This window comes from Aquiflexum sp. TKW24L, from assembly GCF_023502205.1.
GTDB lineage: Bacteria > Bacteroidota > Bacteroidia > Cytophagales > Cyclobacteriaceae > Cognataquiflexum.
In genome coordinates, this window is the sequence record NZ_JAMFLG010000002.1 from 181,362 (window position 1) to 205,433 (window position 24,072).

The following is a 24,072-nucleotide window of genomic DNA, read 5'->3' on the forward strand; positions in this document are numbered from 1 at the left end:
AAAGCTAATTTTTTGTCCAATTATGTAGTTTTTCTGTTCATCAATTCATTTTGAAAAATGAAAAGTGAATCCTCAACATTAGAAAATATGAAGCGCATGCTAAATATCCATTTGTTTCCGCAGGTAACATTTTTACCTATCTTTTCCTTTTCCTCCAAAACATTTCCTAAATTCTCCACCAATTCAAACCAATAAACCCATTGTTATGGAAGAAAAGAAATTGCGCAGCCAAGAGTGGTTTGGCCGCAAAGGAAAAGACGGCTTTATCTATCGCGCATGGATGAAAAACCAGGGATTTCCCCACCACCTTTTCGAAGGCAGGCCGGTCATCGGCATCTGCAATACCTACTCCGAACTCACCCCCTGTAATGCCCATTTCCGCGAACTTGCCGAAGCCCTCAAGCGGGGAATCTGGGAAGCCGGTGGATTTCCATTGGAATTTCCTGTAATGTCTTTGGGTGAATGCTCCATCAAGCCGACCGCCATGCTATTCCGAAATCTCGCCAGCATGGACGTGGAGGAAAGCATCCGTGCCAATCCCATGGACGGTGTAGTCCTGATGTGCGGTTGTGACAAAACGACACCATCTCTAGTCATGGGCGCGGCCAGTGTCAACTTGCCTACCATCGTTGTCTCAGGTGGACCGATGCTCGCGGGAAGATTCAAAGGAAGAAAAATAGGAACTTCCGACCTTTGGAGATTTGCCGAGGAATTCAAAAAAGGAGAACTGTCACAAGAAGATTTCACCGCGGCAGAAGCTGCCATGGCGAGGTCGCAGGGACACTGCGCCCCGATGGGAACAGCCTCCACGATGGCGGCCATGGTTGAGTCATTGGGATTAAGCTTGCCTGACAATGCCACTATACCTGCAGCCGATTCGAGAAGGAAAGTTCTGGCCCACATGTCAGGTATCAGGATCGTGGAGATGGTCAAAGAAGACCTGAAAATGAGTGATATCCTCACCCGGAAATCTATTGAAAATGCCATTATGGTCAATGCTGCTTTGGGTGGTTCCACCAATTTCATCCTCCATTTGTTGGCGATCGCAGGAAGGATGGGCATAGAACTTTCCATTGATGATTTTGACAAACATTCTACCCATATCCCTTTGATTGCCAATGTGCAGCCATCAGGGGAAAACTTTGTTGAGGACCTTTTCTACGCAGGTGGTCTTCCGGCAGTGATGAAAGAGATTTCATCACTCTTGCACCTCGATACCGTCACCGCCAACGGAAAGAAACTCGGCGAAAACGTCCTAAATGCTGAATGTTGGGACAGAAACCTGATCGGAACCTTGGAAAAACCCTTCAAACCTGAATCAGGCATTGCGGTACTGAAAGGCAATCTCTGCCCTGAAGGTGCCGTTTTGAAACCTTCCGCAGCCACTCCTTCCCTACTCCAACACCGAGGTCAGGCAGTAGTATTCGAAGATATTGATGATTATAAGAAAAGACTGGATGATCCTGACTTGGATGTCACTCCTGATTCTGTGATGGTGTTGAAAAATGTAGGGCCAAGAGGTTATCCCGGTATGCCGGAAGTAGGCAATATGCAACTGCCCATGAAAATCATCCAACAGGGAGTCAAAGACATGGTGAGGATTTCGGATGGCAGGATGAGTGGAACCGGTTACGGTACCGTCGTGCTTCACGTTTCCCCCGAATCAGCGATTGGCGGCAACCTCGCCTTGGTGCAAAACGGAGATTGGATCCAACTCGACGTGCCCAACCGTACTTTGAATTTGGAAGTTTCGGACGAGGAACTGGCAAAAAGGAGAGCATCTTTTCAGCCCCTTCAGCTAGGATATGACAGAGGATATGTCAACATGTTTATTCAGAACGTAACTCAGGCGCATGAAGGCGTAGATTTTGATTTTCTCAAAGGAGCTTCAGGGCCTGTAGTGAAACGAGATTCACATTAATCTAAAAATGATGAAAAACCATGATAAAGTTGCCCTGATCACCGGAGCCGGTCAGGGCATCGGTTTGGAAATAGCGCGGGTTTTGGCTGAAAAAGGATATCATATCATTTTGAATGACATTGAAGAGAGCCTTACTGAAGAAGCTATAGCAGGAATTCTGAAAGAGGCCAAAGGCAAGGTTTTGGGGATTTCGGGAGATTCCGGAGATCCGGCCTTCATTCAGGAAATGGTCAGTTTGGCAGAGCGGGAATTTGGCAAACTGGACGTGGCCATTGCCAATGCCGGGATCACGCTGTACGGCGATTTCTTTGGATATTCCCCAGCTGATTTTTTTGAAGTTATGCGTGTCAATGCCAGTGGTACTTTCTTCCTTGCCCAAGCGGCGGCAGGGATTATGAAAAAACAAAAATCAGGTGGGTCTCTTTTGTTTACATCTTCCGTAACTGCCCATCAGGCGCACAAAAATCTCGCAGCTTATGCCATGAGCAAGGCAGCGATCGAAATGTTGGCAAAGAATTTGGTGATAGAATTATCAGAGTACAACATCAATGTCAATACCGTCTCACCCGGCGCTACATTGACTTCCAGAACTGCCTCAGATCCTGATTATGAAAAAACATGGTCCAAAATCACACCTATGGGCCGGCCTGCAACAGTCAAAGACATAGCCCAGACTGCCTTGTATTTGGTTTCTGATGAAGCAAGACATATTACAGGCCAAAACCTTATCATAGATGGGGGATGGACGTGTATCAGTCCTTCTCCTTACAATTAATCAGGGAAATCATTTCTTGCTTTGAAATTAAAACTAATATTGCGCAATAATTGCCAACTAAAGACTGTGAACTATTCTACAACTGATTCCAGGGAAACCCTGAAAACAAACCAACTCCCACATATGAAAATTGCCATTCATGACCTTTTGGAGTATATCCAAAATAGTAACAATTCCACCATTGACCTATTAGTCGAAAACAAAGCAAGCCTTCCGCCAAAAGCCATCGAGATTTACAGCCATATGATCAATGCACACCATGTCTGGAACGCAAGAATCTTAGGAAAAAAGCCTTTTTTTAAGGTCTGGCAACTTCACTCTGTAGAAGTATTTTCAGAAATGAACGAGGAAAACTATCACGTTTCCAAGGAAATCCTAGAAAACAATGAACTGGATAAAGTAATATCTTATAAGAACAGCCAAGGTCTCTCCTATCAAAATACCATCAAGGACATCATGTTTCACATCATCAACCATTCAAGCTACCATAGAGGTCAGGTGATGTTGCTGGTGCGAAATGCCGGACTCGAACCGATCCCCACAGATTACATACTAACCAAAAGATAACCATGAATGGTCCGAAAAAACCCGATTACTACTTTGCAGGTCCTTGGAAACTGAAGGGGGAAGGCGTCATCCTTGCTTATAAATTCAAGAAAGAATGGGTAGAACAAAACGGGTTTTTGAAGGAAGAATTAAAAGGGAAATTCAAAGGAGGACTCGGGTATGTCATGCTTGTCAGGTATACTGAGTCCCCTGCAGGCCCTTACAATGAATTGCTCTTTATTCCCGGAAAGTTCAGTCCTGACAATAGACAGACCATTACAAAAATATACGTGGATTCTGAATCCAGTACCCTGAACGGGCGGTACAAATGGGGGATTCCAAAGGAAACAGTACCCATAATCTGGCTCAAAAACGGAAAAACAGAAACCATCGGTGTTGGGTCGGAAGACGATCCCATACTTTTTTGCAAGATCAGCTCAGGTGGAATACCCTTCCCCGCGACCACCAAACTGCTTCCCATCAAACTATTTCAGGAATTGGAAGGGAAAACATTTGTAACCGACCCAAAAGGTCATGGTTGGGGAAAGTTTGCCAAAATAGAATCTATGAAAGTGAATGCAGATTACTTTCCTGATATCAGCAAACTCAAACCGTTACTTTGCGTGAAGATCAATCCGTTTTACATGGAGTTCCCTTTGCCCCATCAAAATGCCGATCAGCAATAAAAATATTGTCATTACCGGAGCCGCTTCGGGTATAGGAAAAGAGCTAGTCCTCCAACTTGCAGGAAGCGGTAATAAAATCCTGGCAATTGATATCAATGAAGCAGGTTTGGAAATTCTTTCCGATAGATCCTCCCAAAACCTGACCCTAGACTTAACCATACCGGGTAGTGTCTTGGATATTTTTGATTGGATCCAACTCAACTGGAAAACGGTTGACTACTTTTTTGCCAATGCGGGCTTTGCCAACTTCGGACCTTGGGAAGATACTGATCTAGAAACTTTCACCAGAATGCAGCAAATCAATGTCCTCTCCCCTATTGAGACGGCCAAAATTTTGAAACCAATGCAGGCGCAACATTTCTGCAGGTTAGTGGTAACTGCCTCTGCGATGTCTTATTGGCCTGTTCCGGGATATGTAGCTTATGCAGCCTCCAAGGCAGCACTCCATCAGTTTGTGGAGACTATCAGGAGTGAAGGAGATGGAGATTGGATTACGATGGTATATCCTGCCGCCACCAGTACCGATTTTTTCAAAAGTGCAGGAAAAGAAATCCCAAAAGCCTTCCTAGTGCAATCCGTCCAAACCGTAGTGTGTCATATCATCCAAGGTGTATCAAAAGGAAAAAAGAGAATTTATCCTTCCAGGCTTTTTCAGGCAACCATGTATGTCAACAGAATTCTGCCTGTCTTCAAACCAATCTATTTTTTCATAGAAAGAAAAAAACTCATGAAATGGAACATAAATATGAAGGGTGGCTAATCATACATGGATGGCATCTGTTTTTTCAAAAGAAAACAATAAATTGGTAATCATTCAAAAGACCAAATCTAAAACTTATGAAAACCGGATCCCTAATCATTTTCCTGCTAGCCTTCACTTTGCTTTTCTCTTGTGCCAAAAAAGAAGAAGATTCACTCCCGATGAAAGTAGCCAAAGCCTATGGCTACGACAATTTTGACAAAATAAATTCGATAGCCTACCAATGGAATGTGCAGCCTAATCCTGAAACCCTTCGTACTCGGAATTGGAAGTGGAATATCAAGGAGAGGAGCGTCTACTTTTCCGATGCGGACACGAGCTATACCTATAGCCTTGACCTTCCAAAGGACCAAATGCCTGAAGCTGACGGCGGATTTATCAATGACAAATATTGGCTGATGTTCCCTTTTCAATTGGTTTGGGACCAAGGTTACACCTTTACAGTAATTGAAGATATCAAAGCACCCATTTCCGGATTGCCGACGACACAGTTGACGATCGTCTACAATGATGTCGATGGCTATACTCCTGGGGATGCTTATGACTTGTTTTTGGATGAAAACCACATGATCAAAGAATGGGTTTTCCGAAGAGGAAATGGCTTGGAAGGACGACCGATAACTTGGGAGAATGAGCAGGAATTCAAAGGAATCAAGTTTGCTACCGAACATAAAAATGACGCCGGCGTTAAGTTTATCTGGTTTTCAGATATCGTGGTGGAATAAATTACAGTTAAATTAGGTGGATTAAAATAGAATAAACATGAAACCTTCCGAAAAAATAGAAGAAATCCTTCATGATATAGATACACTTGGTGACAAAGAACAACTGGAAATTTTGGAAAAATTGACCCTAAAGCTAAGTCCACATCCCTCAAGTAATACAGGGATAAAATTATCGGATCTACAAAATCTAGGTTCTGAAATTTGGAAAGGAGTTGAGATAGACAACTATATTAAAGAAGGACGAGAGTGGGATTAAAACCGGAATTTTTGCAGAAACTTTATTTTTTGGATACAGCTCCATTAATATATTTCATTGAAGGAAATCCCCAATACCAAGAAACATTGAATGCGTTTTTTAAAGCCAATGAAGATGGGGGAATCCTAATGGCCAAATGAGCTTTCAGAAATTATTTTAAAATAAATGAACTAAGAAAATGAAAATCCGATCACTGTTCTTCCTTCTTACATTTCTCCTTTTTTCTATCCCTTCCTTTTCTCAAAAACTTACCAAAACGGAAAAGCAATTGGTAGAAACTATTGACAAAAACTACAAGGAAACGGTGGCGCTGCTGGAGGAAGTGGTGAATATCAATTCCGGGACTTTCAACATGCAGGGTGTACGGGAAGTGGGAAGGGTATTCGAGAGGGAATTTGCAAAAATCGGGTTTGAAACCGAATGGGTTAATCTACCCGATTCGCTCAAAAGAGCCGGGCATTTTGTGGCTACAAGAAAAGGCACCAAGGGTAAAAAGCTGTTTTTCATAGGTCATTTGGATACTGTTTTTGAAAAAGACATGCCCTTCTATCCATTTACCATGGTCAATGATTCCACAGCCAAAGGGCAGGGCGTCAATGACATGAAAGGTGGAAATGTCATGGTCTTTGCGACTTTGAAGGCAATGGAGGAATTGGGCTTGCTGAAAGACAGAACCATCACAGTATACTTCCCCGGTGACGAGGAAAATGCCGGAAGTCCCTCATGGGTCAGCAGATTGGACTTCGTGGAAAGGGCCAAGCAACATGACTATGCGTTAGGTTACGAGACTGCACAGGGATTCAATACGGCCACCATTGCCAGAAGAGGTGCAAGTGGTTGGACGTTGAAAACTACCGGTAAACAGGTACATTCCTCGGGTGTATTCAGGGAATCAGTGGGATACGGCGCTATCTATGAGGCCGCAAGAATCCTCAACCAATTCAGGGAAGTATTGGCAGGCGAGCAATACCTGACTTTCAATCCCGGCCAAATCATCGGTGGATCGGATATCAACTATAACGGTGATACAGGTGCCGGTTCTGCTCTTGGCAAAACCAATATCGTGGCAAGAGAGGCTTTTGTAACCGGGGATTTGAGGTTTCTCGGCGAACCACAAAAAGAGGCTGCTCGGGAAAAGATGAAGCAAATCGTATCCCAAAACCTGAATGGAACAACAGCTAGTATTGAATTTGAAGATGGGATTCCTTCCATGCCGCCGACGGAAGGTAATATGGGTTTGGTTACCATCCTCAGTCAAGTCAGCTTGGATATGGGTTATGGTGAAGTCAAAGCCGGAGATCCCGGTTCGCGTGGCGCAGGTGACATTTCCTATGTCGCGGATTACCTGGATTGCATCGATGGGCTTGGCGCATCTGGTACAGGTGCCCACTCCCCTGCCGAAACCATCAACATGAAGCAATACCCCCATTTGATCAAAAGGAGTACTCTGTTTGTTTATCGGTTATTGGATTTATGACAAAGAAAGAAAAAGAGATAGAGGAGGAATTTGAAAAAATTCTTTTCGGCTTAGGTGAAACCTACAAAAACCTGGTCAAATTTAAGCGGGAGTAGAACAGCCCAATTATAGTAGAACAGAATGGAAAAATAATAGAATTGGATCCATTTTCCGTTCCGGATACTCTTACTTCAGAAAATGATAAAGACAAATAATTTTTAAACATGGCAGGTATCAAAAACCTGCCATGTTTGGTTTTTGCAATCTGTTTTTATTTGTGTTTTTGTGTCTTCGTGGGAACAACTTTTTATATTTAACCCCATGAACAAACTTCTAACCCAAATTACCTTTTTTGCAACATTGCTCTTTAGCTTGACTTGTTGCAACTCTCCCGATAACCAAAACCCTGAAGCAAATCCCCAAATGGAGATACCCCAAAAAGTGATCGTTTACCAAGTCTTTACCAGACTTTTTGGTAACACCAATACCACCAACAAACCTTGGGGAACTTTAGAAGAAAATGGCGTAGGAAAATTTAATGATTTTACAGACAAAGCGCTATCAGAAATAAAAGCTTTGGGAGTGACCCACATCTGGTATACAGGAGTGCCGCATCACGCTTTGATTAATGATTATACACAATTTGGGATCTCCAATGACGATCCGGAAGTAGTCAAAGGACGTGCAGGCTCACCTTATGCCGTTAAGGACTACTACAATGTCAATCCTGATTTGGCGGAAAATCCGGAAACTAGGCTAGAAGAATTTGAAGCTTTGATTGCAAGAACACACCATCAAGGCATGAAGGTGATTATCGACATAGTCCCCAACCATGTTGCTAGAAGGTATGAAGGGAAAAGCAATCCGGAGGGGGTTAAGGATTTTGGTTCCAATGACGACACTTCTGTCGAGTACAAAACAAACAACAACTTCTATTATATCCCTGGCAAGGATTTTAAAGTCCCGGCACCATTGGACAACTACAAACCTTTGGGCGGAGAAACCCATCCTCTGGTTGACGGAAAGTTTGAAGAATCTCCTGCCAAATGGACAGGAAACGGTTCACGTGAAGCTCAGCCACATTTTCATGATTGGTACGAAACGGTCAAGATCAATTACGGTATCAAACCGGATGGCAGCAAGGATTTCATTGAATTGCCAGCTGATTTTGCGCAGAAAGATTACAAAGCACATTTTGAATTTTGGCAAGGCAAGGAAGTTCCTGATTCATGGATTAAGTTCAAGGACATCGCCCTGTATTGGATAGAAAAAGGAATGGATGGATTCCGCTATGACATGGCCGAAATGGTTCCCGTGGAATTTTGGAGCTATATGAATTCAGCCATCAAGATGAAGAATCCCGATGCTTTCCTTTTGGCAGAAATTTACAATCCAAAAGAATACAGAAATTATATCCAATTGGGCAAGATGGATTACCTCTACGACAAGGTAGAACTTTACGATACGCTCAAAAACATCATGCAGGGAAAAGGTTCCACGGACAACATCCTCCCGATCCAAAAAGGATTGGCAGATATTGACCACCACATGCTGCATTTTCTAGAAAACCACGACGAGCAGCGCATCGCAAGCCCGGGATTCGCAGGCAATGCAGAAAAAGGGAAACCGGCCATGGTGGTATCCGCGATGATCGGTTCATCCCCTACCATGATTTACTTTGGCCAGGAAGTAGGCGAACAGGGTGCCGAAAAAGCAGGATTTGGATCTCCGACAAGAACTTCCATCTTTGATTATATAGGAGTTCCCCATCACCAGAGATGGATGAACGGAGGAAAATTTGATGGCGGACAATCATCTGAAGCTGAAAAATCCCTGAGAGACTTTTACAGCCGTCTACTCAATTTTACCCAAACAAGTCCAGCCTTAGCAGGGGAATTTGGAGATATCCACAGCCATAACCGACAAAACACCGAATGGTACAATGACCGGGTTTTTTCATTTGTCAGGTGGAGTGAAAACCAAAAGTTGGTCATTATTTCAAATTTTGATGCATCAGAATCCTACGGATTTGACCTTGAACTTCCCGCCGAAATCATCCAAACTTGGGGTTTGAGTGAAGGTGAATATTCAATGACCGAAAACCTATATGGCGCTGTCAAACCTGTTTTGAATGTCAAAGATGGAAAAGGAAAAGTAAGGGTGGATCTGAAGCCTTTGGAAAGTTGGGTGCTTGAAATCAACCTTTGAGGTCTTTAAGACCTCGAAGGTTTAAAGCCATTAAATATGAAAACCCTAAAAATTATAATTGAAAGATTATTAGACCATTTTGCTGCCTATGCTCCGGATTTATGAATAGTAATTCCTATAATTAAGAAAAGTCCCCAGAAATCTGAGGACTTTTATTTTTATGTCTTGTATCTTGATTCTTGCGTCTTGTGTCTTTTTTAAACGTAGTTATTCAACATTACCGGCATCACCAGCATCAGGATATCTTCATTGTCTGACTTGTCAGATGGTACGATCAATCCTGCCCTGTTTGGTGCTGAAAACTTCAAGGTCACTTCTTTGGAAGAAAGGTTGTTCAGCATTTCCACCAAAAACTTGGCGTTGAATCCGATCTCGATATCTTCACCGTCATGGTCGCATGACAATCTTTCATTTGCTTCGTTGGAGAAATCAAGGTCTTCAGCAGAGATCTGCAATTCGCTGCCGGTCAATTTCAACCTGACTTGATGGGTTGTTTTATTGGCATAAATGGCGATCCTTCTCAGTGAACCCAAAAACTCCAACCTGTCGATGGTCATGTGGTTTGGATTGTCTACCGGGATTACATTTTCATAATCGGGAAATCTCTCGTCAATCAACCTACAGATCATCTTGATGCTGTTGAACTTGAAGTAAGCATTGGAATTGTTGAATTCAACTGCCACAGGAACATTGTCAGAAGGTAAAGTTGATTTCAAAAGGTTAAGCGCTTTTCTTGGAATGATGATGCTTGCGCCATCAGCAGAAGCTACATCTACCCTTCTGTATCTTACCAAACGGTGTCCGTCAGTTGCGACAAAAGTAGTGTTGGTGCTGCTCAGGTTGATATAGACGCCTGTCATGGCAGGTCTCAACTCATCGTTGCTGGTTGCAAAAATAGTATTGGAAATCGCAGAGCTCAAGATTTCTGTGGACATGTCTACAGTGGTAGGATTGGTAACTGTAGGGATTTTTGGGAAATCTGTTGCGTTTTCCCCTGCCAACTTGTAGCGTCCATTATCAGAACTGATTTCGATACTGTAGGTATCTTGGTCAATACTGAAAGTAACCGGCTGCTCAGGAAGATTTTTGAGCGTTTCGATCAAAATTTTGGCAGGAACAGCAATATTTCCGTCTTCCCTTGCTTCGACATCTATCTCTGTAATCATGGAAGTCTGCAAATCGGAGGCGGTGATGGTCAATTTTCCTCCTTTAATTTCAAAGAGAAAATTTTCCAAAATCGGGACAACCGGATTGGTTGTGACCACGCCATTGATTGCAGAAAGCTGCTTTAAGAGTGCATTAGAAGAAACAATAAATTTCATATAGGAAGGTCTTTGTTTTCGTATTTTTTTGAATAGGGTAAATTTATAAATAAAATTATAAAAGCTGCCCTTGACTTACATTTTCATGTAAAATAAACAGAAGCAATTTGTTTTTTCGACAAAATAAAATTTGATTCACTACACTTTTTTGGAGAAAGCGCTCTTTTTGATAGCGATCCAAACAATTCCCAAGATGGAGAATAAAATTACTGGTACAAGAATGTTGATGACTTGCCATTTTGTTTTCTCGTTTTGCACTTTGATTTTATTGAGAGGACGGATCTGAAACTGTTTGGTTCTGGTGGCAATTATTCCTTCCGGTTCTACCAGATAACTGATCGAATTCAAAAGAAGTTGACGATTGGCATACTGCACCGTGCTGAATGGATCTTGTCCCAATGGCAAAGGATTTCCATCGGTGGGATTGAGATCGCTTAGGAAAAGACTGCCTGTACCCGCCACAATGACTTTTCCCTGCGATCCTGATTCTTTGAAATCGGTTTTGTCGGCAACATCAGGAAGAAACCTGTTTTTGAAAAAAGAAGTAAAATTCCCTTCCAACAGGTAAAGCAAAGGGAGATTTTTCAGCCCAAATTCATTCAGGTCAGGCTCATTTTCCATGTCAATAAAAGCCAACCTTACCGGGGCCGGGGATTTTTTGGTAAAATCCGAACTGAAAATCAGAGGGATTTTTCTGACGCCGTCTGCCTTTACAGTATCCAAAGAAGATGCAAATTTGAACATCACCTGATCCAAACCTTTGGTGATGGGGTGTGCTGCCATTTTTCCGGCTTGGACAAAAAATGGCCAAGGCAAAGGCACCAACTGTTGCTGATCACCAAAATTACCCGCCATGACAGGGTAGCGCCCAAAATTCATGTCCTGAATCAAATCTTTATTGACACGGATGCCATACTTGAAGAGCAACTGATCCAAACCATTTTCAAAGGGCATAGCTACTGTACCCTCTCCACCGGCCTGCGCCATGTCATAAGCCAAGGCATCAATCAGAAAGATGATGTTTCCGCCATGCATGAGGTATTGGTCGAGGAGATAAATTTCCGTATCTGTGTATTTTTCCTTTGGACCGGAAACGATCATGATTTTGAAAGGATCCAGATCCAAAGGCTTTTTGGCTTGCTCCAAAGGGACTTTGTACACTTCATAATCATCCGCCAAAGCCTCAACAATCCCAAAACCTTCATCTCCGGTCAACTCCCCCTGACCCATGGCAAGTCCAATTTCAAAAGCCTGTTTGCTGATCAATTTTCGGATGCCGTTGATCAATTCAAATTCAAGATTTTCCACAGATTGATTGAGAATCTGATCGGGACCCATGCCCATTTCTCCCCTGAGGAGCAGCGAACCGGTCTCAAATTCAGCATTGCGGATGATTACCCCGGGAAAGATGAGTTTTGATTTTTGCCCACCGTCTTCATTGACATAAAGGTTGGTGGGGTTGATACCATATTCCGAAAGTCCTACGATATAGTCTTCCTGTTCTTCTTTTGGCAAGGCCAAAGGATCTTGATAATAAAAAGTAATCTTTTCGCTGCTGTAAGCATTGAAAGTCCTGATCGTCTCCTCGATCGAAAGCTGCAATCTCCGCATCCCGCCGGGAAGATTTCCTGTAAGCAAGATTTCCACCTCCAAAGGTTCTTCCAAGGATTCCAATACTTTAATGGTTGCCGGGTGCAGGGAATACCTTTTGTCGGCAGTCAGGTCAATCCGGTAAGGAACCAAGATACCCAATACCCAGATCACCACAAGAATTCCTGCAATAATTCCAAGGTTTTTGATCAGCGATATGTTGGCGGATATTTTCATTTTCTACGGATTAGAATCCCCGTCAAACCCAACATCAACACAATCACTGAAAGAAAGTAAGCAATATTCTGGGCATCAATCACCCCCCGACTCATACTTTGGTAGTGATAACTCAGGCTCATTTCTTCCAAAAATAATGCTAAAGGACTCATCACCTGAAGCTGAACCAAAGCGGTCAAGCCAAAATAAAGCAGGAAAGAAATAAAAACTCCCAAAATAAAAGCCACGATCTGATGGGAAGTCAGGGCCGAACCCAATATCCCGATAGATGCAAAAACCGCCCCTATAAACACCAATCCGATCCATGAACCAAAGAAACCTGCATGGTCAATATTCCCGACAGGATCACCCAACTGAACGATACTGTAGTAATAAACCAAAGTTGGAAGTAAAGCCACCACGATCAAAGTCAAAGCAGCAGCGTATTTAGCTACAATGATTTTGGGAATGGAAAGCGGTGATGTCATTAGAATTTCCCATGTTCCGGACTTCCTTTCCTCGGCAATCATTTTCATCGTGATAGCCGGAATCAAGAAGGTGAAAACATAGGGAGTATAAACAAAAAGCGGCTCCAAGTCCGCAAAACCATATTCTAAAACAGATGTGTCAGGAAATACCCAAACGATCAAACCCAAAGAAACCAGAAAGACCCCAAGGATCAGATAACCACTCAGGTTACTGAAAAATCCATTGACTTCCTTCCAATACAGTGCGCGCATCGGCTTAGCTTTGGGTGATTTGGTGAAAAATAGATTCGAGGTTCTTTTCCTTTAGCTGAATGCTGACAAGTGTCAGATTCCTTTCCTGAAGGATTTGAAGTAATTCTTTTCTTGCAACAGCGGCATCTGTCGCTTTGATCTGAATAGATTTTTGGGAATCGGAAAAAGAAATTTCGCCCAACTTAGCAAACCATTCCAACTCCAGTGACTCCTCCGTTTCCAAAACCAACACCGATTTTCCTTTTTCTGTTTTAAGGTTTTGCAGCAGGTCCGAAGCAACGATTTTCCCCTTATTGATAATGACCACTTTATCGCAGATAGCTTCCACTTCCTGCATGATGTGGGTGCTGAGGATAAGGGTTTTGTTGGCACTTATATTTTTGATCAGTTTTCTGATTTCTACCAATTGGTTGGGATCGAGACCTGTGGTGGGCTCATCGAGGATGATCACTTCAGGATCGTGGATCAGGGCTTTTGCTAAGCCAACCCGTTGTCTGTATCCTTTGGAAAGTTGGGAGATTTTCTTGTGGGCTTCGACTTCCAATCCGCAAAGTGGAATCAGTTCTTCTATCCTATTTTTAAGGGAATTTCCCTTTAGTCCATAAAGTCCTCCGATAAAATCCAAAAACTCACGGATGTACATGTCGTGGTAAAGTGGATTGTGTTCGGGGAGGTAACCGACCAAACGGCTGACCTCTTTGGGATTTTGAAGGACGGAGATTCCATTGACGATGACATCACCCTGATCCGGAAGAATAAAGCCGGTGGCAATTTTCATAGTCGTGGATTTACCGGCACCGTTTGGACCCAAAAAACCCAAAACCTCTCCCTTTTCGGCCACAAAAGAAACCTCATCCAGCGCCTTTTGGGTGCCATATGTTTTTGTCAGCCTGTTTACTTCTAATGACATGTGCGGGATTTGGGTGGCTAAATTAAGGACTTGTCATGGCTTAATCAAAGTCTATAAACCAAAAAAGGCTTCTAAGAAGCCCCGATGAAAGTGAAATAACCAAAGGCTATTCATCTTTATTGATATTAAACCTTACAACTCCCAATATAGAAGGCTTTGTGGTAATATCAAAATTTGAATTTGGTTAGTGGGGGGATGGGTTAATTGGTTAATTGTTTAATGGGTTCTAAAAGTTGGAAGGTTGAAAAGTTTTAAGGTTGGGTGGCGGTAACCTTTGAGGTCTTTTTTTGACCTCGACGGTTTTTTCCAGCTTCGGTCTTCCGTCTTCCGTCTAGCTTTATATAGTAAAATCTAATTTTTTGGAAGTGCCCTCAATCCTCAAAATTGACATTAATAAAGCTTGCGATTCCAAACCGGAATCCGCCTCTTTGGTAATTGCTGTTTTCGAAGCCGGCGCCCATTTCTACCCTGAAGATCCTGAAGAGATTATCCAAGGAATAGCCCAATTCCCAATAATGAGGAGAATTTTGGGTCTTGAGGTAATTGAAAAATAAATTTTCTCTCACACCCGAAAAACGCAACATGGGCAATTGGGTCAGCAAAAACTTCCTGAACTGGTAATGCACTATCCCGCTGACATATTGGGTTTGGGTGCTGTATTGGTAATAATCCAAAAACCTGTAATTGGCCGCCACACCCATATTGGCAAAGATGGTCCTGTTACCACCAAAATGCTTGAAGTCCATAAAGTACACCCGGTCATTATTCAGAAATGCGCCGGCACTGACATTGAAATCCAATTTGCCGCTTACTCCAAAGTTGAAGAAATGCTCAATGCTCGCTTCTACCAAGTCAAACTTTGAGGCCATGGCATTATTGAAAACTCCCGGAATAGCTTTGGTATATCTGAAATTCACCAAAGGGGCGGATTCATACAATGGGTTTTTTCGGCCGTTCCTGATATAATACTTCAATCCAGGTCTCCATTCGATGTTATTGGTCCAAATCAGGGCATGATGATTTTCAAAAGCCGCTGGATCAGCTTCAATGTTTTCAGGTCTGTTTGGAGTATAGTCCCGCTCAGGTCGATTCCAAAGACTGACATCAGAATTATTGAATAATTCCCTCCTGAAGGCATAAGTCACATTGGTCCGGTAAGTAAAAGCGTCGGTAATGCGGTGGTTGTAATATCCTTTCAAGAATGATTGCTCATAGAGCTTCATGTAATTTTGCCGGAAAAGCAAAGAATACAACATGTTGACCTGCTCGGAAATTGGGTTGTCTCCATTGAACTGAAAAATGTATTTCCCTCCGGTCAACCCAAGCGTATATCCCGGTCGTCCTTTATTGACTGATCTTCGGATATCAAGTGTTCCGTAAGGTTGGTTGCTCGAAAATCCATACCTGAACTCGGGCCTGAAATTCCAGGATCTCCTGTGCATGGTTACCGAATCTGCCATCTTGGTGGACTTTTCGATTCGGTAAAATCCGGCAAGACCAAATTTGAAACCTTCCACTGTGTTGAATGAGATTTTTGTCAGGTTGGTGTGGAAACCTGCCGATTTGCCTTTACCAAAAGAATAGGATCCTCCTGTAAGGATTTCTCCGGGTTTGAATCCACGTCTTGCTTTCTTCGCAACTGAATCCACTTCACTGACTTTGGCAGCTTCGATGACTGCCAAGCTATCATCCCTTTGATAACCACGGATTTCAGGGGCTGTCAACTTTACCGGACGGATGCTGTCCCAATAGCTCAAGTCCCGCTTTTTGGCAAGTGAGTCGACCGTATAATTCCTATTGGAAACCACTTCAGCCTCTTTGCTTTCTTTCAAGGCCTCCTTTTCATATTCATTGACAAGCTTCCTGAAATCCTTTCTTGTCATCTTGTCTGCTTGGGACATTTGCTCCAAACTGGATACACTTTTGTTGAATGCAGTGACATCATTAGGCACTTCAGTTACTTTTTCATCGATAATTACAGTTTCGGCAATCATGTCGGGGTTTAGTGTCACTTTGTAGTCGCGGGTGGACGCGAGGTATTTGTATTCTCCTGCAAAGCCAAAAAATTTACCTCCAAAAGTATAAGTATGGGTCGAGGGCATCCAGACATTCTCAGCTACAGGCTGGTAAATCTGCTTCACCCCAATCGAAAACCCAAGCAAAGATGTCGTCAAGTCCAAGCTGTGGATCGCCCAAAGGTCCTCAATGATATAGATATATCCATCAAAAACCCGCTCCCCTCTTGACCTAGGTGTCACTTTGATCCTGTTGACCATGACGCCGTTTTCTACAAATGAACCTTCATATTTGAATTGGTAGTAAGCAAAAGCCGAAGGCGCAAGCGGTGTGACTGCTTCATTGATCTTTGCATTGTAAAAACTCGTAGCGATATAGGGTGCCGGAGAGGTCGCGTTATTGTCCCCGTTTGTCCGGATGCTGATTACTTTTTCTTCAACAGTGTTCGGTTGCTTAAAGGTGATCTGGGAAACAGATTCTGTGGTATAAGCTTCATTGAGTTTGACACCTTCTTTTTCCATTTCTTTTTTCATAAAAAAAGGAGCGTCTGTGAGTTGGCCGGTACCTTTGAGGTAAACCATCATGCTGTATTCCTGCACCTGAAGCCTGTGGAATTTGGCCTTGGAAATCGCCTTGCGCATGATTGTAAGTGCCGGATCTTCCTGTTTGGTTTTGACTGTCACTTCCTGCAAAGCGTAGACCTGCTCATCCAATTCAAAATTCAGCTCGACCCATTCTTCCAAAACGACGACTGTCTTAACCTCAGAAGCAAAGCCCAAATATTGAACCAGGACATCATAAACGCCTTTTTTGAGTCGGAATTCATATTCCCCGTTTTGGTTGGTCGGAACGCCGTCCCCAAGATTACGGACATATATGGAAGCGAAAGGCAAAGGTTCTCCGGATTTGGAAGTCACTTTTCCCCTGATTCCTTGGGCCTTTAACTCGTTAAAGAGGAAAAGCAAGCAAAAACACAAAAAGATTGGTTTGAAAAATCGAATAATAAGGCTCATGGTTGTGGTAGTCAATGGTGTTGGAAAAATAATATTTAATGTTCTAACGAGCCAATTTTATTGTGGTTGTTGACAAAAATTAACGATAAGTAAAGGTATTTAAGGATAATTAAAAAGTGGAAAGAGGACGGAAGTAGGAGGTAAGGAAGTAACAAGTAGGAAGTAGGAATGGAATTTTTCATTCAATTTAGGATTTCCAATCGCTAAAGTTTATGACTGCCCACAAAGGGTTTGATTTCGATTTTTTGTGTCGAATACTAAAATTCAATCTCAGTTGACCGGAATCTGAAATACCCTATAAAAAGGAAATCCTTCGTTGCTCAATCCTTCAATTTTTAGCAACATGTTTTTGGTAGTCTTTGGGATATTGACGGAAAAAGTAAATGTTGGATTTTCAGCATCCGTTTTGGCCATTGGATTCCAATAGATCGTAGGGCGGGACTCGGGGATTTCAGAATCGGCTTTTTGAACAGGGAATTCTTTGACAGTAGTAAATCCTCTCAATTTGAACTTCTGAAATTGGTCACTGTTGAAAACCCCTTCATCTTGTTTTGTCCTAGATCCTCTCTTGGTTTTTACCATGATAACTCCTGCAAATCCCGCCATTCCAAATTTTGAGGCATTGAAATTGAAAACCTCAATAGATTCTATTTCAGATGCGAGCATTTCACTTAACACACCAAAAGTAGATTCCCAACTGCCTAAAATATAAGGACTCCCATCCATGATCAATAATGGCTCCCCGGTATTAAGACCCCAATTAGTCATTCCCATTATTCCTCTTGGCATTTGCATGCCGATAATTTCAGCTACAGTTTTTTCCGGGAATTGTTCCAAAAATTTAGGCCCAATGCTTCGGTCACCTTCACCATAGCCATAGTTTAGTTCCTCCAGCGTCTTCTTTTTTTCTCCTTCCAAAAGGAATTCTTCCAACTCAATATAATCCCCCTCAAAAATATCAAGCTGTGCAATTTTTGATTTTGGCCTGATTTCTAATTGAATCTTGGGCAAATCCACATTAACCTTAGGTCGCCGATTTTCAATAAGTGACACCTGCCCAAAAGACTTTCTGTTTTTGTTCAATGCGGCAATGGCAACTTCAGATGAATCTGTAAAATAAAGTCCTGTTCCCCAAAAATAACCGGTGCTGTCAGAATAGATCCTCCCAAAATCAGCCATCTCACCCAAAACCACATTCAGTGGAACTGCCAAAGACTTATTTTTCCTATCCAAAAAATATCCTTCCACTGAAATCCCGTATTCTATTTTATATCCATTCTCAGGAAATACAAAATCATTTAAGTCTGATCCGATCCAATTCAATGCCTTCTCAAGGGTCAAATCTTCCGCTAAAAATGAAGCCAAATCGGCATCAATAAGGGAAATACTGAAGTTCCCTTCCAACATTGAACTGTCTGATTCAAGGATAGAAAGACTGATCGCAGCATTATTGAACAGCTCCGCTCTGGTAATTTCAGTACTCATCAGGACAGAAACTTCCTCTTCACTTTGGTCGTTGGTCTGAATTCCGGTTGCTACCACCACTTCCATGTTCTCACTGATAATTGGAATTGGTTTGAAAAAGAATTCTTCCTCGGGGAAATTTCTCATCCAATTGGTATAGGCCCTGATAGTGTAATCACCCGGCCGAATTCCTGCCGGCAGCTGAAGCTGCCCATTTGCCATTCCCAAAGCAATGGGAAAAGTCTCCATCATAACGGCTTCTTTGTTTTCATTGAGCAGGTCAACATACAATACCCTGCTGAGTGAATCCTGAAAAATAGCGTTCTGGTAAAGCATTGTTGAAGAAAACCAGACCATCTCACCCGGAGAAAAATAGGGTTTGTTAAAGGTTAGGAATGGCTTTTCCCTAAGATTGTTCCATTTATCTTGGTAAATCTGACTGCTGTCCACCTCAGCGAACAACTTCAAATTTTCAAAATCCGGTCTGAAATCATGAGGCAAAGACCTTGCGACACGCTCCCTTGCGATATAGCCTGACAGTACCAACTCTCTCGGATCCATCAACAATCCATTTGCATCCACCTCAAACTTGCAATTCGGAGCATCAATCCAAGAAATTGGATGAGATCTGTTTGTGTAGTAATTGCTAGGCCAGTATTTTTTGGTGAAATGCACTTCTACATTTCCCGGCCACTCGACTATGAAATTTCCGTTTGGCAATGTATCCGTTACCAAATAGCTCAATGGAAGTGGTAAAAGTGAACTTCCTCTCTCCTGGTCAAAATCATTGGTCCGCATCGATGACGCAATATTTTGGACTATAAAAGCTTCAAACCCCTGACTATCGGCTTCATTGCGGATCAAAGATTGTAAAAGGTGCCTCATTGACCCAAAAAAAGCTGAATTTCTACTTTCTATCCATGTCGTTTCTGCACCATTTTCAGGTTTTTCTATTTCCTTGAAATTGACAAGGCCATAATAATGGAATCCAATCTTGGTTTGAATGTATTCTTGAAGATGATAATCAATTTCATATCCAAGTGCGGTATTTGCCACTTTAATAGGCTCTGAAGAACTTGCAGCAAGGTACCTACCCAATCCACCTACTTTCCCTTCATTAAAATCAATCACCCAAGGGTTGATAATTTTATTTCTTTTAAAAAAAGGATCATCTGGAACGGCAATAAATACCCGTTCAAATTTGCGCAGGTTCCTTTCCCATGCTTTGTCCCTTTTGGCTGAAAGGGAAACCTCATCAAGCTGATTTTCCTTTGGCGTCAATTCAAAATTGACAGTAACCTGCAGTCTACCGACTAAAGAAATCTTCCGATACTTAGTCACATACCCCACAAAGGAGGCGACAATCTCTAGATTTTCAGGTAGAACACCACTGATCTTATAATTCCCTTTGACATCTGTAGTACTGCCAATCGTGGTATTATTGATAAATACATTGGCGAAGGGCATGGGTTCTCCTGTTTTCTCATCTGTAATATTGCCGATGATTACCTGAGAATTACCTGAGAGAGGTACCCATAAAAAAATCACAAACAAGTATGTCCTTATAAGTCCTGAAAACCAAAGAAAACTTTTTGTCACGTAATTGAAATTTTTGGTGCCTAAAAGAAGAAATTGTAAGATAAAAAATTCCTTTTTATCTCCATCCGAATTATTTAATTTACGGCGTGTTGACTTTTTCGTTGGATGGATTTAGTTTTTCCAAAATATGATCGAGTTAGCAATAAACCAATATTGGGTCATTGGTTATAAAAAATGCCGGATTTATAATTTTGAAATTCCTAGTCTTTTACACCCCAGCCATATGTTAATATTTAATTTGTTATAAATACCCAAAACCACAATTGACTCAGTGTCTCACCACAATACAAATCACAATTTACCCCTAAAGGAAATACTTCTCCGGCTGAAAATTCATTCTTTCAACTATAAGCTTTTGGGTTTGATGATCTTGTTTTTTTGGATTACAAGCTCACACAGGAGTCTTGGTCAGACAGAGTTTAAAGAAGTAAGTTTTGAACAAAAAACACAGTCAAAAAGGGCAAAGTATTTTTTGACGGGACAAGTGAATCAGTTAGAAACAGGTGAACCCCTGTCGGGTGTCTCTATCCATATTGACGGATTCTTTGCAGGTGACAATACCGATAAAAACGGACAATATGCCGTTTCGCTTGATTCTGGGAGACACCGGATCGTCTTCCGACAGCTAGGAAAAAAACCTTCCCACTACATTGCACTCATGTATGGTGATGGCCAATTGGATGTAGGACTGGCCAACCTCGATTTTGAATTGGAAGCATTCACCGTACAGGCTGAGGAACGCGACCGAAATATCCGAAGCCCAATCACAGGTGTCACCAAAATGAACATCAATGACATCAAACTTGTCCCGGCATTTTTGGGCGAACCGGATGTGTTCAATGTGCTCCAATCCATGCCAGGTGTGACCTCGGTGGGTGAAGGTTCGGCAGGCATGAATATCCGGGGCGGTCAGGCAGATCAAAACCTGATCATGATGAACGAGACAATTGTACTCAGCAACAGCCATGCGTTGGGATTTCTGTCGTCATTTAATGGGGATGCACTTCAAAACTTCACCTTATATAAAGGCACTGTTCCAAGCTACTTTGGAGGAAGGAGTTCTTCAGCCCTGAATATTGAAATGAGAAAGGGAAATAAAGAAAAATGGAAAGGAAGTGGTTCGATTGGCACCGCAGTCAGCAAATTGATGATAGAAGGTCCGATTGTACCCGAAAAAACATCCATGATTTTTGCTTCCCGATTATCCAACGCAAACTGGCTGTTGAACCAAGCAAATGAAGTAGATGTGCAAAACAGCAAGATCAATTTCCACGATATTTATTTGGGAGTCAACCACCAGTTTTCGGAGAAAAACAGCCTTGATTTTAATCTGCTCAATACAGGTGATTATTTCAGGTTTTCCGATCAATTTGGATTTGAATGGAACAACCTTGTCGGTTCCCTGACAAGTCGAAATCTCTTGACTGATGATTTGTCATTGGTGGGAATGGTGGCTTATGGCTCATTTAACAACGGTTTTTTTGAGCCCTCTCCCATTGACCCATCCAAAATAGAAAATGGACTGTACTATTTTCAAGGTAAAGTGACAGGATTATGGACGTTGGAGAAGGTAGATGTCAACTTTGGTGCGGAAGCCATCCAATACCAGATGAGACCGGAAAAACAAAGTCCTCTTTCTCCCGAGTCAGGTATTCCTTACCAAACTGTCTCCAAAGAAAGGGGAATGGAATATGCGCCATTTGTCTCCGCAGATTGGAATCCATCTGAAAATTTTTCCCTCTCCGGAGGACTCCGCTATTCCAATTATGTGCAGCAAGGACCGGATTCTGTTTTCCGCTATGAGGAAGGTCTTCCGATCTCCAGACTGACTATCGTAGGTGTTGATTTTATCGAAAGTGGAAACGTCGTCAGATACAATGGTTTTGAGCCAAGACTTTCGTTTCGTTGGACCTTTGATGCATCCAGTTCTATCAAAGGCGGCTATTCGGTCATGAACCAATACCTTCAGACCATCTCCAACGCTACGGGTCCCACACCGATTGATCTGTGGCAATTGAGCACCACCTATATCCTGCCACAACGGTCACACAATGCTTCTTTGGGTTACTTCCGAAATTTCCAAGAAGATGAATGGTCCACTTCTTTTGAGGGATTTTACAGGACCACTGCCAATCAGCTGGAATACCGGAATTTTGCGGACTTGTTTGTAAATCCACACATAGAAACTGAATTGATTCAGGGAGAAGGCATGGCTTATGGTGCAGAAGTATTAATCCAAAAAAACAGCGGCGGCATCACCGGTTGGCTTGCTTATACCTACAGCAGGTCGCTGATAAGGACAACATCTGAATTTCCTGAAATACAGGTGAACCAGGGAAACTGGTTTGCCACTAATTTTGACAAACCACATAACATCTCTCTCGTCACCAATTTCCATATCGGAAGAGGACGGACTTTCAATACCAATGTCAATTTTTCATCCGGCAGACCGGTGACAGGACTTTCGTCCAATTATGTGATCGGTGGAATCTTTGTGCCGAATTTTGGAAACAGGAATGAATTCAGGATTCCGAATTATTTCAGGATTGACTTCTCCTACTTGACCAATGGCTTTGTGAGAAAGTGGGACGACAAAATCAATTTTAGTGTCTATAACCTTACCGGGAGGAGAAATGCCTATTCGGTTTTCTTCCAACGGGAGGGCAGAACTCCCAGATTGGTACCTTATCAGATTTCCATATTAGGATCAGCTTTCCCTTCTTTTACCTACACTGTTGCTTTTGGAAAATGATCAAAATCCATAACATATCATTCCGATTCCTTTTGGTATTCCTCTTATACCTATTGCTTCCCATTTCCTGTATCGACAAGCTTGATTTTGTAGGCGATACCCAAGAAGGTCAATTGGTAATCTATGGTCTATTTACCGACGGTGATGAAAGACAAGCGGTGAATGTAAGCCAGACCGCTGCATTTGGATTGTCCCCAAGGGGAGTTCCAAACGCTCAGGTTTTTTTATTGAATTCCCGAGGAGAAAGAATAAGCAGGTACTATTCCATAGGGAATGGAGAATATGAAATCTTTGGAGTCAAAGCTGTAGCAGGAGAAAGCTACGCCATTGAAGTAATCTTAGATGAAAATGTCTACAGGTCAAAGTTTGAAAAAGTCCCTGAATTGCTTGCAGAGGATGTACTTAGCTTTGGGTTTGCCAATGAACCATTTAGAACAGAATCTCTGGAATCTGTTTTTACCGTCTTTTCAGAAACAACACTTCCGGCAACACGAGATCCCATTTACCTAAGGTGGATGATTGAAGAGACATATTTTTGGCCTCTCGTTTACCTTCCTGGAACAGGATTTCCACCCCCAGTTCCACCTCCTTGTTTTATATCGGATATCATCGAACCCAACCGACTGAATTTATTCAATGGATCAGGAACTAGCACCCGCAAGGCAAATTTTGTGGTAGGCAAAAGAAGGGTAGACAATTCATTCCTCTATCCGCTTTTTGTCAGTGTCAGGCAGCTAAGCATCAACAGGGAGGCATATGAATATTGGGAAAAAATAAAAATCGTCATCAACAACCAAGGATCTCTTTTTGATGTTCCTCCGGCGCCCGTATTTGGTAATATCTCCAATATAGAAGACCAAAATGAAATTGTATTGGGGTATTTTGAAGTAGCTAAAACCAAAGTAACAAGGATTTACACAACACGGGCAGATGTGCCGTTTTACCTTGTCGACCCCTGTCAATATTTCCCCAATAAGCCTGAGGATACCTATGCATCAGAATGCAGGAGCTGTGATTCAAGGGCACAGGGAAGAAGGTGGACGAACGATGCCCCTGACTGGTGGAAGTTTGATTGAGTCTTTTAGATAGAATTAATTATACCTCAGTTTGAGTTTAG

18 protein-coding genes are annotated in these 24,072 nt (G+C 42.3%); 12 read left to right on the forward strand and 6 right to left on the reverse strand.

Annotated features, from left to right (window positions below; genetic code table 11):
* The first annotated feature begins 205 nt into the window (after positions 1-205).
* From M3O96_RS02185 to M3O96_RS02225, 10 genes are all read left to right on the forward strand, one after another.
* Entirely contained in the window at positions 206-1,921 is a 1,716-nt protein-coding gene (locus M3O96_RS02185; protein ID WP_249718352.1) for an IlvD/Edd family dehydratase, read from the forward strand.
* A 10-nt stretch (positions 1,922-1,931) separates the two neighbouring features.
* Positions 1,932-2,696, forward strand: a complete 765-nt coding sequence (locus M3O96_RS02190; protein WP_249718596.1) for an SDR family NAD(P)-dependent oxidoreductase — start codon at positions 1,932-1,934, stop codon at positions 2,694-2,696.
* A gap of 123 nt (positions 2,697-2,819) precedes the next feature.
* A complete protein-coding gene (locus M3O96_RS02195) occupies positions 2,820-3,263 on the forward strand; it encodes a DinB family protein (protein ID WP_249718354.1) in 444 nt (147 codons plus the stop codon).
* A 2-nt stretch (positions 3,264-3,265) separates the two neighbouring features.
* Positions 3,266-3,928, forward strand: coding sequence for an acetoacetate decarboxylase family protein (locus M3O96_RS02200; protein ID WP_249718356.1), 663 nt, complete (start codon positions 3,266-3,268; stop codon positions 3,926-3,928).
* Positions 3,912-4,688, forward strand: coding sequence for an SDR family NAD(P)-dependent oxidoreductase (locus M3O96_RS02205; RefSeq protein WP_249718357.1), 777 nt, complete (start codon positions 3,912-3,914; stop codon positions 4,686-4,688). Before M3O96_RS02200 ends, M3O96_RS02205 begins: the two co-directional genes overlap by 17 nt.
* A gap of 77 nt (positions 4,689-4,765) precedes the next feature.
* Positions 4,766-5,413, forward strand: a complete 648-nt coding sequence (locus M3O96_RS02210) for a hypothetical protein (RefSeq protein WP_249718359.1) — start codon at positions 4,766-4,768, stop codon at positions 5,411-5,413.
* Between the two features lie 37 nt (positions 5,414-5,450).
* Positions 5,451-5,669: a hypothetical protein gene (locus tag M3O96_RS02215; protein WP_249718361.1), complete on the forward strand. Its 219-nt coding sequence runs from the start codon at positions 5,451-5,453 to the stop codon at positions 5,667-5,669.
* 11 nt (positions 5,670-5,680) lie between these two features.
* Positions 5,681-5,809, forward strand: a complete 129-nt coding sequence (locus M3O96_RS22005; RefSeq protein WP_283773935.1) for a hypothetical protein — start codon at positions 5,681-5,683, stop codon at positions 5,807-5,809.
* Positions 5,810-5,847: 38 nt separating this feature from the next.
* Positions 5,848-7,146, forward strand: coding sequence for a M20/M25/M40 family metallo-hydrolase (locus tag M3O96_RS02220; protein ID WP_249718362.1), 1,299 nt, complete (start codon positions 5,848-5,850; stop codon positions 7,144-7,146).
* A gap of 300 nt (positions 7,147-7,446) precedes the next feature.
* Entirely contained in the window at positions 7,447-9,333 is a 1,887-nt protein-coding gene (locus tag M3O96_RS02225; RefSeq protein WP_349630828.1) for an alpha-amylase family protein, read from the forward strand.
* Positions 9,334-9,530: 197 nt separating this feature from the next.
* On the opposite strand, the gene dnaN is transcribed toward M3O96_RS02225, so the two are convergent.
* The 6 genes from dnaN to M3O96_RS02255 form a co-directional block, all read right to left on the reverse strand.
* Positions 9,531-10,655 carry a DNA polymerase III subunit beta gene (gene dnaN, locus M3O96_RS02230; protein WP_249718364.1) on the reverse strand — a complete coding sequence of 375 codons (1,125 nt, stop codon included), beginning with the start codon at positions 10,653-10,655 and terminating at the stop codon, positions 9,531-9,533.
* Positions 10,656-10,793: 138 nt separating this feature from the next.
* Positions 10,794-12,482, reverse strand: a complete 1,689-nt coding sequence (gene gldG / locus M3O96_RS02235; RefSeq protein WP_249718366.1) for a gliding motility-associated ABC transporter substrate-binding protein GldG — start codon at positions 12,480-12,482, stop codon at positions 10,794-10,796.
* Positions 12,479-13,201, reverse strand: a complete 723-nt coding sequence (gldF, locus tag M3O96_RS02240) for a gliding motility-associated ABC transporter permease subunit GldF (protein ID WP_249718368.1) — start codon at positions 13,199-13,201, stop codon at positions 12,479-12,481. The genes gldG and gldF overlap by 4 nt, the downstream gene beginning before the upstream one ends.
* A 4-nt stretch (positions 13,202-13,205) precedes the next feature.
* Positions 13,206-14,111, reverse strand: a complete 906-nt coding sequence (gene gldA, locus M3O96_RS02245) for a gliding motility-associated ABC transporter ATP-binding subunit GldA (protein ID WP_249718370.1) — start codon at positions 14,109-14,111, stop codon at positions 13,206-13,208.
* A gap of 371 nt (positions 14,112-14,482) precedes the next feature.
* A complete protein-coding gene (locus M3O96_RS02250; protein ID WP_249718372.1) occupies positions 14,483-17,140 on the reverse strand; it encodes a DUF5686 and carboxypeptidase regulatory-like domain-containing protein in 2,658 nt (885 codons plus the stop codon).
* Positions 17,141-17,410: 270 nt separating this feature from the next.
* Positions 17,411-20,203, reverse strand: a complete 2,793-nt coding sequence (locus M3O96_RS02255; protein ID WP_249718374.1) for a carboxypeptidase-like regulatory domain-containing protein — start codon at positions 20,201-20,203, stop codon at positions 17,411-17,413.
* Positions 20,204-20,567: 364 nt separating this feature from the next.
* Here M3O96_RS02255 and M3O96_RS02260 point away from each other — a divergent pair, with 364 nt between their 5' ends.
* Positions 20,568-22,955, forward strand: a complete 2,388-nt coding sequence (locus tag M3O96_RS02260) for a TonB-dependent receptor (protein WP_249718376.1) — start codon at positions 20,568-20,570, stop codon at positions 22,953-22,955.
* On the forward strand, positions 22,952-24,031 hold the full coding sequence (locus tag M3O96_RS02265; protein ID WP_249718378.1) for a DUF4249 family protein: 1,080 nt from the start codon (positions 22,952-22,954) through the stop codon (positions 24,029-24,031). Before M3O96_RS02260 ends, M3O96_RS02265 begins: the two co-directional genes overlap by 4 nt.
* The last annotated feature ends 41 nt before the right edge of the window (positions 24,032-24,072 follow it).

Excerpts from the sequence above, each read along its gene's own strand:
- M3O96_RS02185 (WP_249718352.1), top strand. The coding sequence starts at position 206 with ATGGAAGAAAAGAAATTGCGCAGCCAAGAGTGGTTTGGCCGCAAAGGA.
- M3O96_RS02190 (WP_249718596.1), top strand. The coding sequence starts at position 1,932 with ATGAAAAACCATGATAAAGTTGCCCTGATCACCGGAGCCGGTCAGGGC.
- M3O96_RS02195 (WP_249718354.1), top strand. The coding sequence starts at position 2,820 with ATGAAAATTGCCATTCATGACCTTTTGGAGTATATCCAAAATAGTAAC.
- M3O96_RS02200 (WP_249718356.1), top strand. The coding sequence starts at position 3,266 with ATGAATGGTCCGAAAAAACCCGATTACTACTTTGCAGGTCCTTGGAAA.
- M3O96_RS02205 (WP_249718357.1), top strand. The coding sequence starts at position 3,912 with ATGCCGATCAGCAATAAAAATATTGTCATTACCGGAGCCGCTTCGGGT.
- M3O96_RS02210 (WP_249718359.1), top strand. The coding sequence starts at position 4,766 with ATGAAAACCGGATCCCTAATCATTTTCCTGCTAGCCTTCACTTTGCTT.
- M3O96_RS02215 (WP_249718361.1), top strand. The coding sequence starts at position 5,451 with ATGAAACCTTCCGAAAAAATAGAAGAAATCCTTCATGATATAGATACA.
- M3O96_RS02220 (WP_249718362.1), top strand. The coding sequence starts at position 5,848 with ATGAAAATCCGATCACTGTTCTTCCTTCTTACATTTCTCCTTTTTTCT.
- M3O96_RS02225 (WP_349630828.1), top strand. The coding sequence starts at position 7,447 with ATGAACAAACTTCTAACCCAAATTACCTTTTTTGCAACATTGCTCTTT.
- dnaN (WP_249718364.1), bottom strand. The coding sequence starts at position 10,655 with ATGAAATTTATTGTTTCTTCTAATGCACTCTTAAAGCAGCTTTCTGCA.
- gldG (WP_249718366.1), bottom strand. The coding sequence starts at position 12,482 with ATGAAAATATCCGCCAACATATCGCTGATCAAAAACCTTGGAATTATT.
- gldF (WP_249718368.1), bottom strand. The coding sequence starts at position 13,201 with ATGCGCGCACTGTATTGGAAGGAAGTCAATGGATTTTTCAGTAACCTG.
- gldA (WP_249718370.1), bottom strand. The coding sequence starts at position 14,111 with ATGTCATTAGAAGTAAACAGGCTGACAAAAACATATGGCACCCAAAAG.
- M3O96_RS02250 (WP_249718372.1), bottom strand. The coding sequence starts at position 17,140 with ATGAGCCTTATTATTCGATTTTTCAAACCAATCTTTTTGTGTTTTTGC.
- M3O96_RS02260 (WP_249718376.1), top strand. The coding sequence starts at position 20,568 with ATGATCTTGTTTTTTTGGATTACAAGCTCACACAGGAGTCTTGGTCAG.
- M3O96_RS02265 (WP_249718378.1), top strand. The coding sequence starts at position 22,952 with ATGATCAAAATCCATAACATATCATTCCGATTCCTTTTGGTATTCCTC.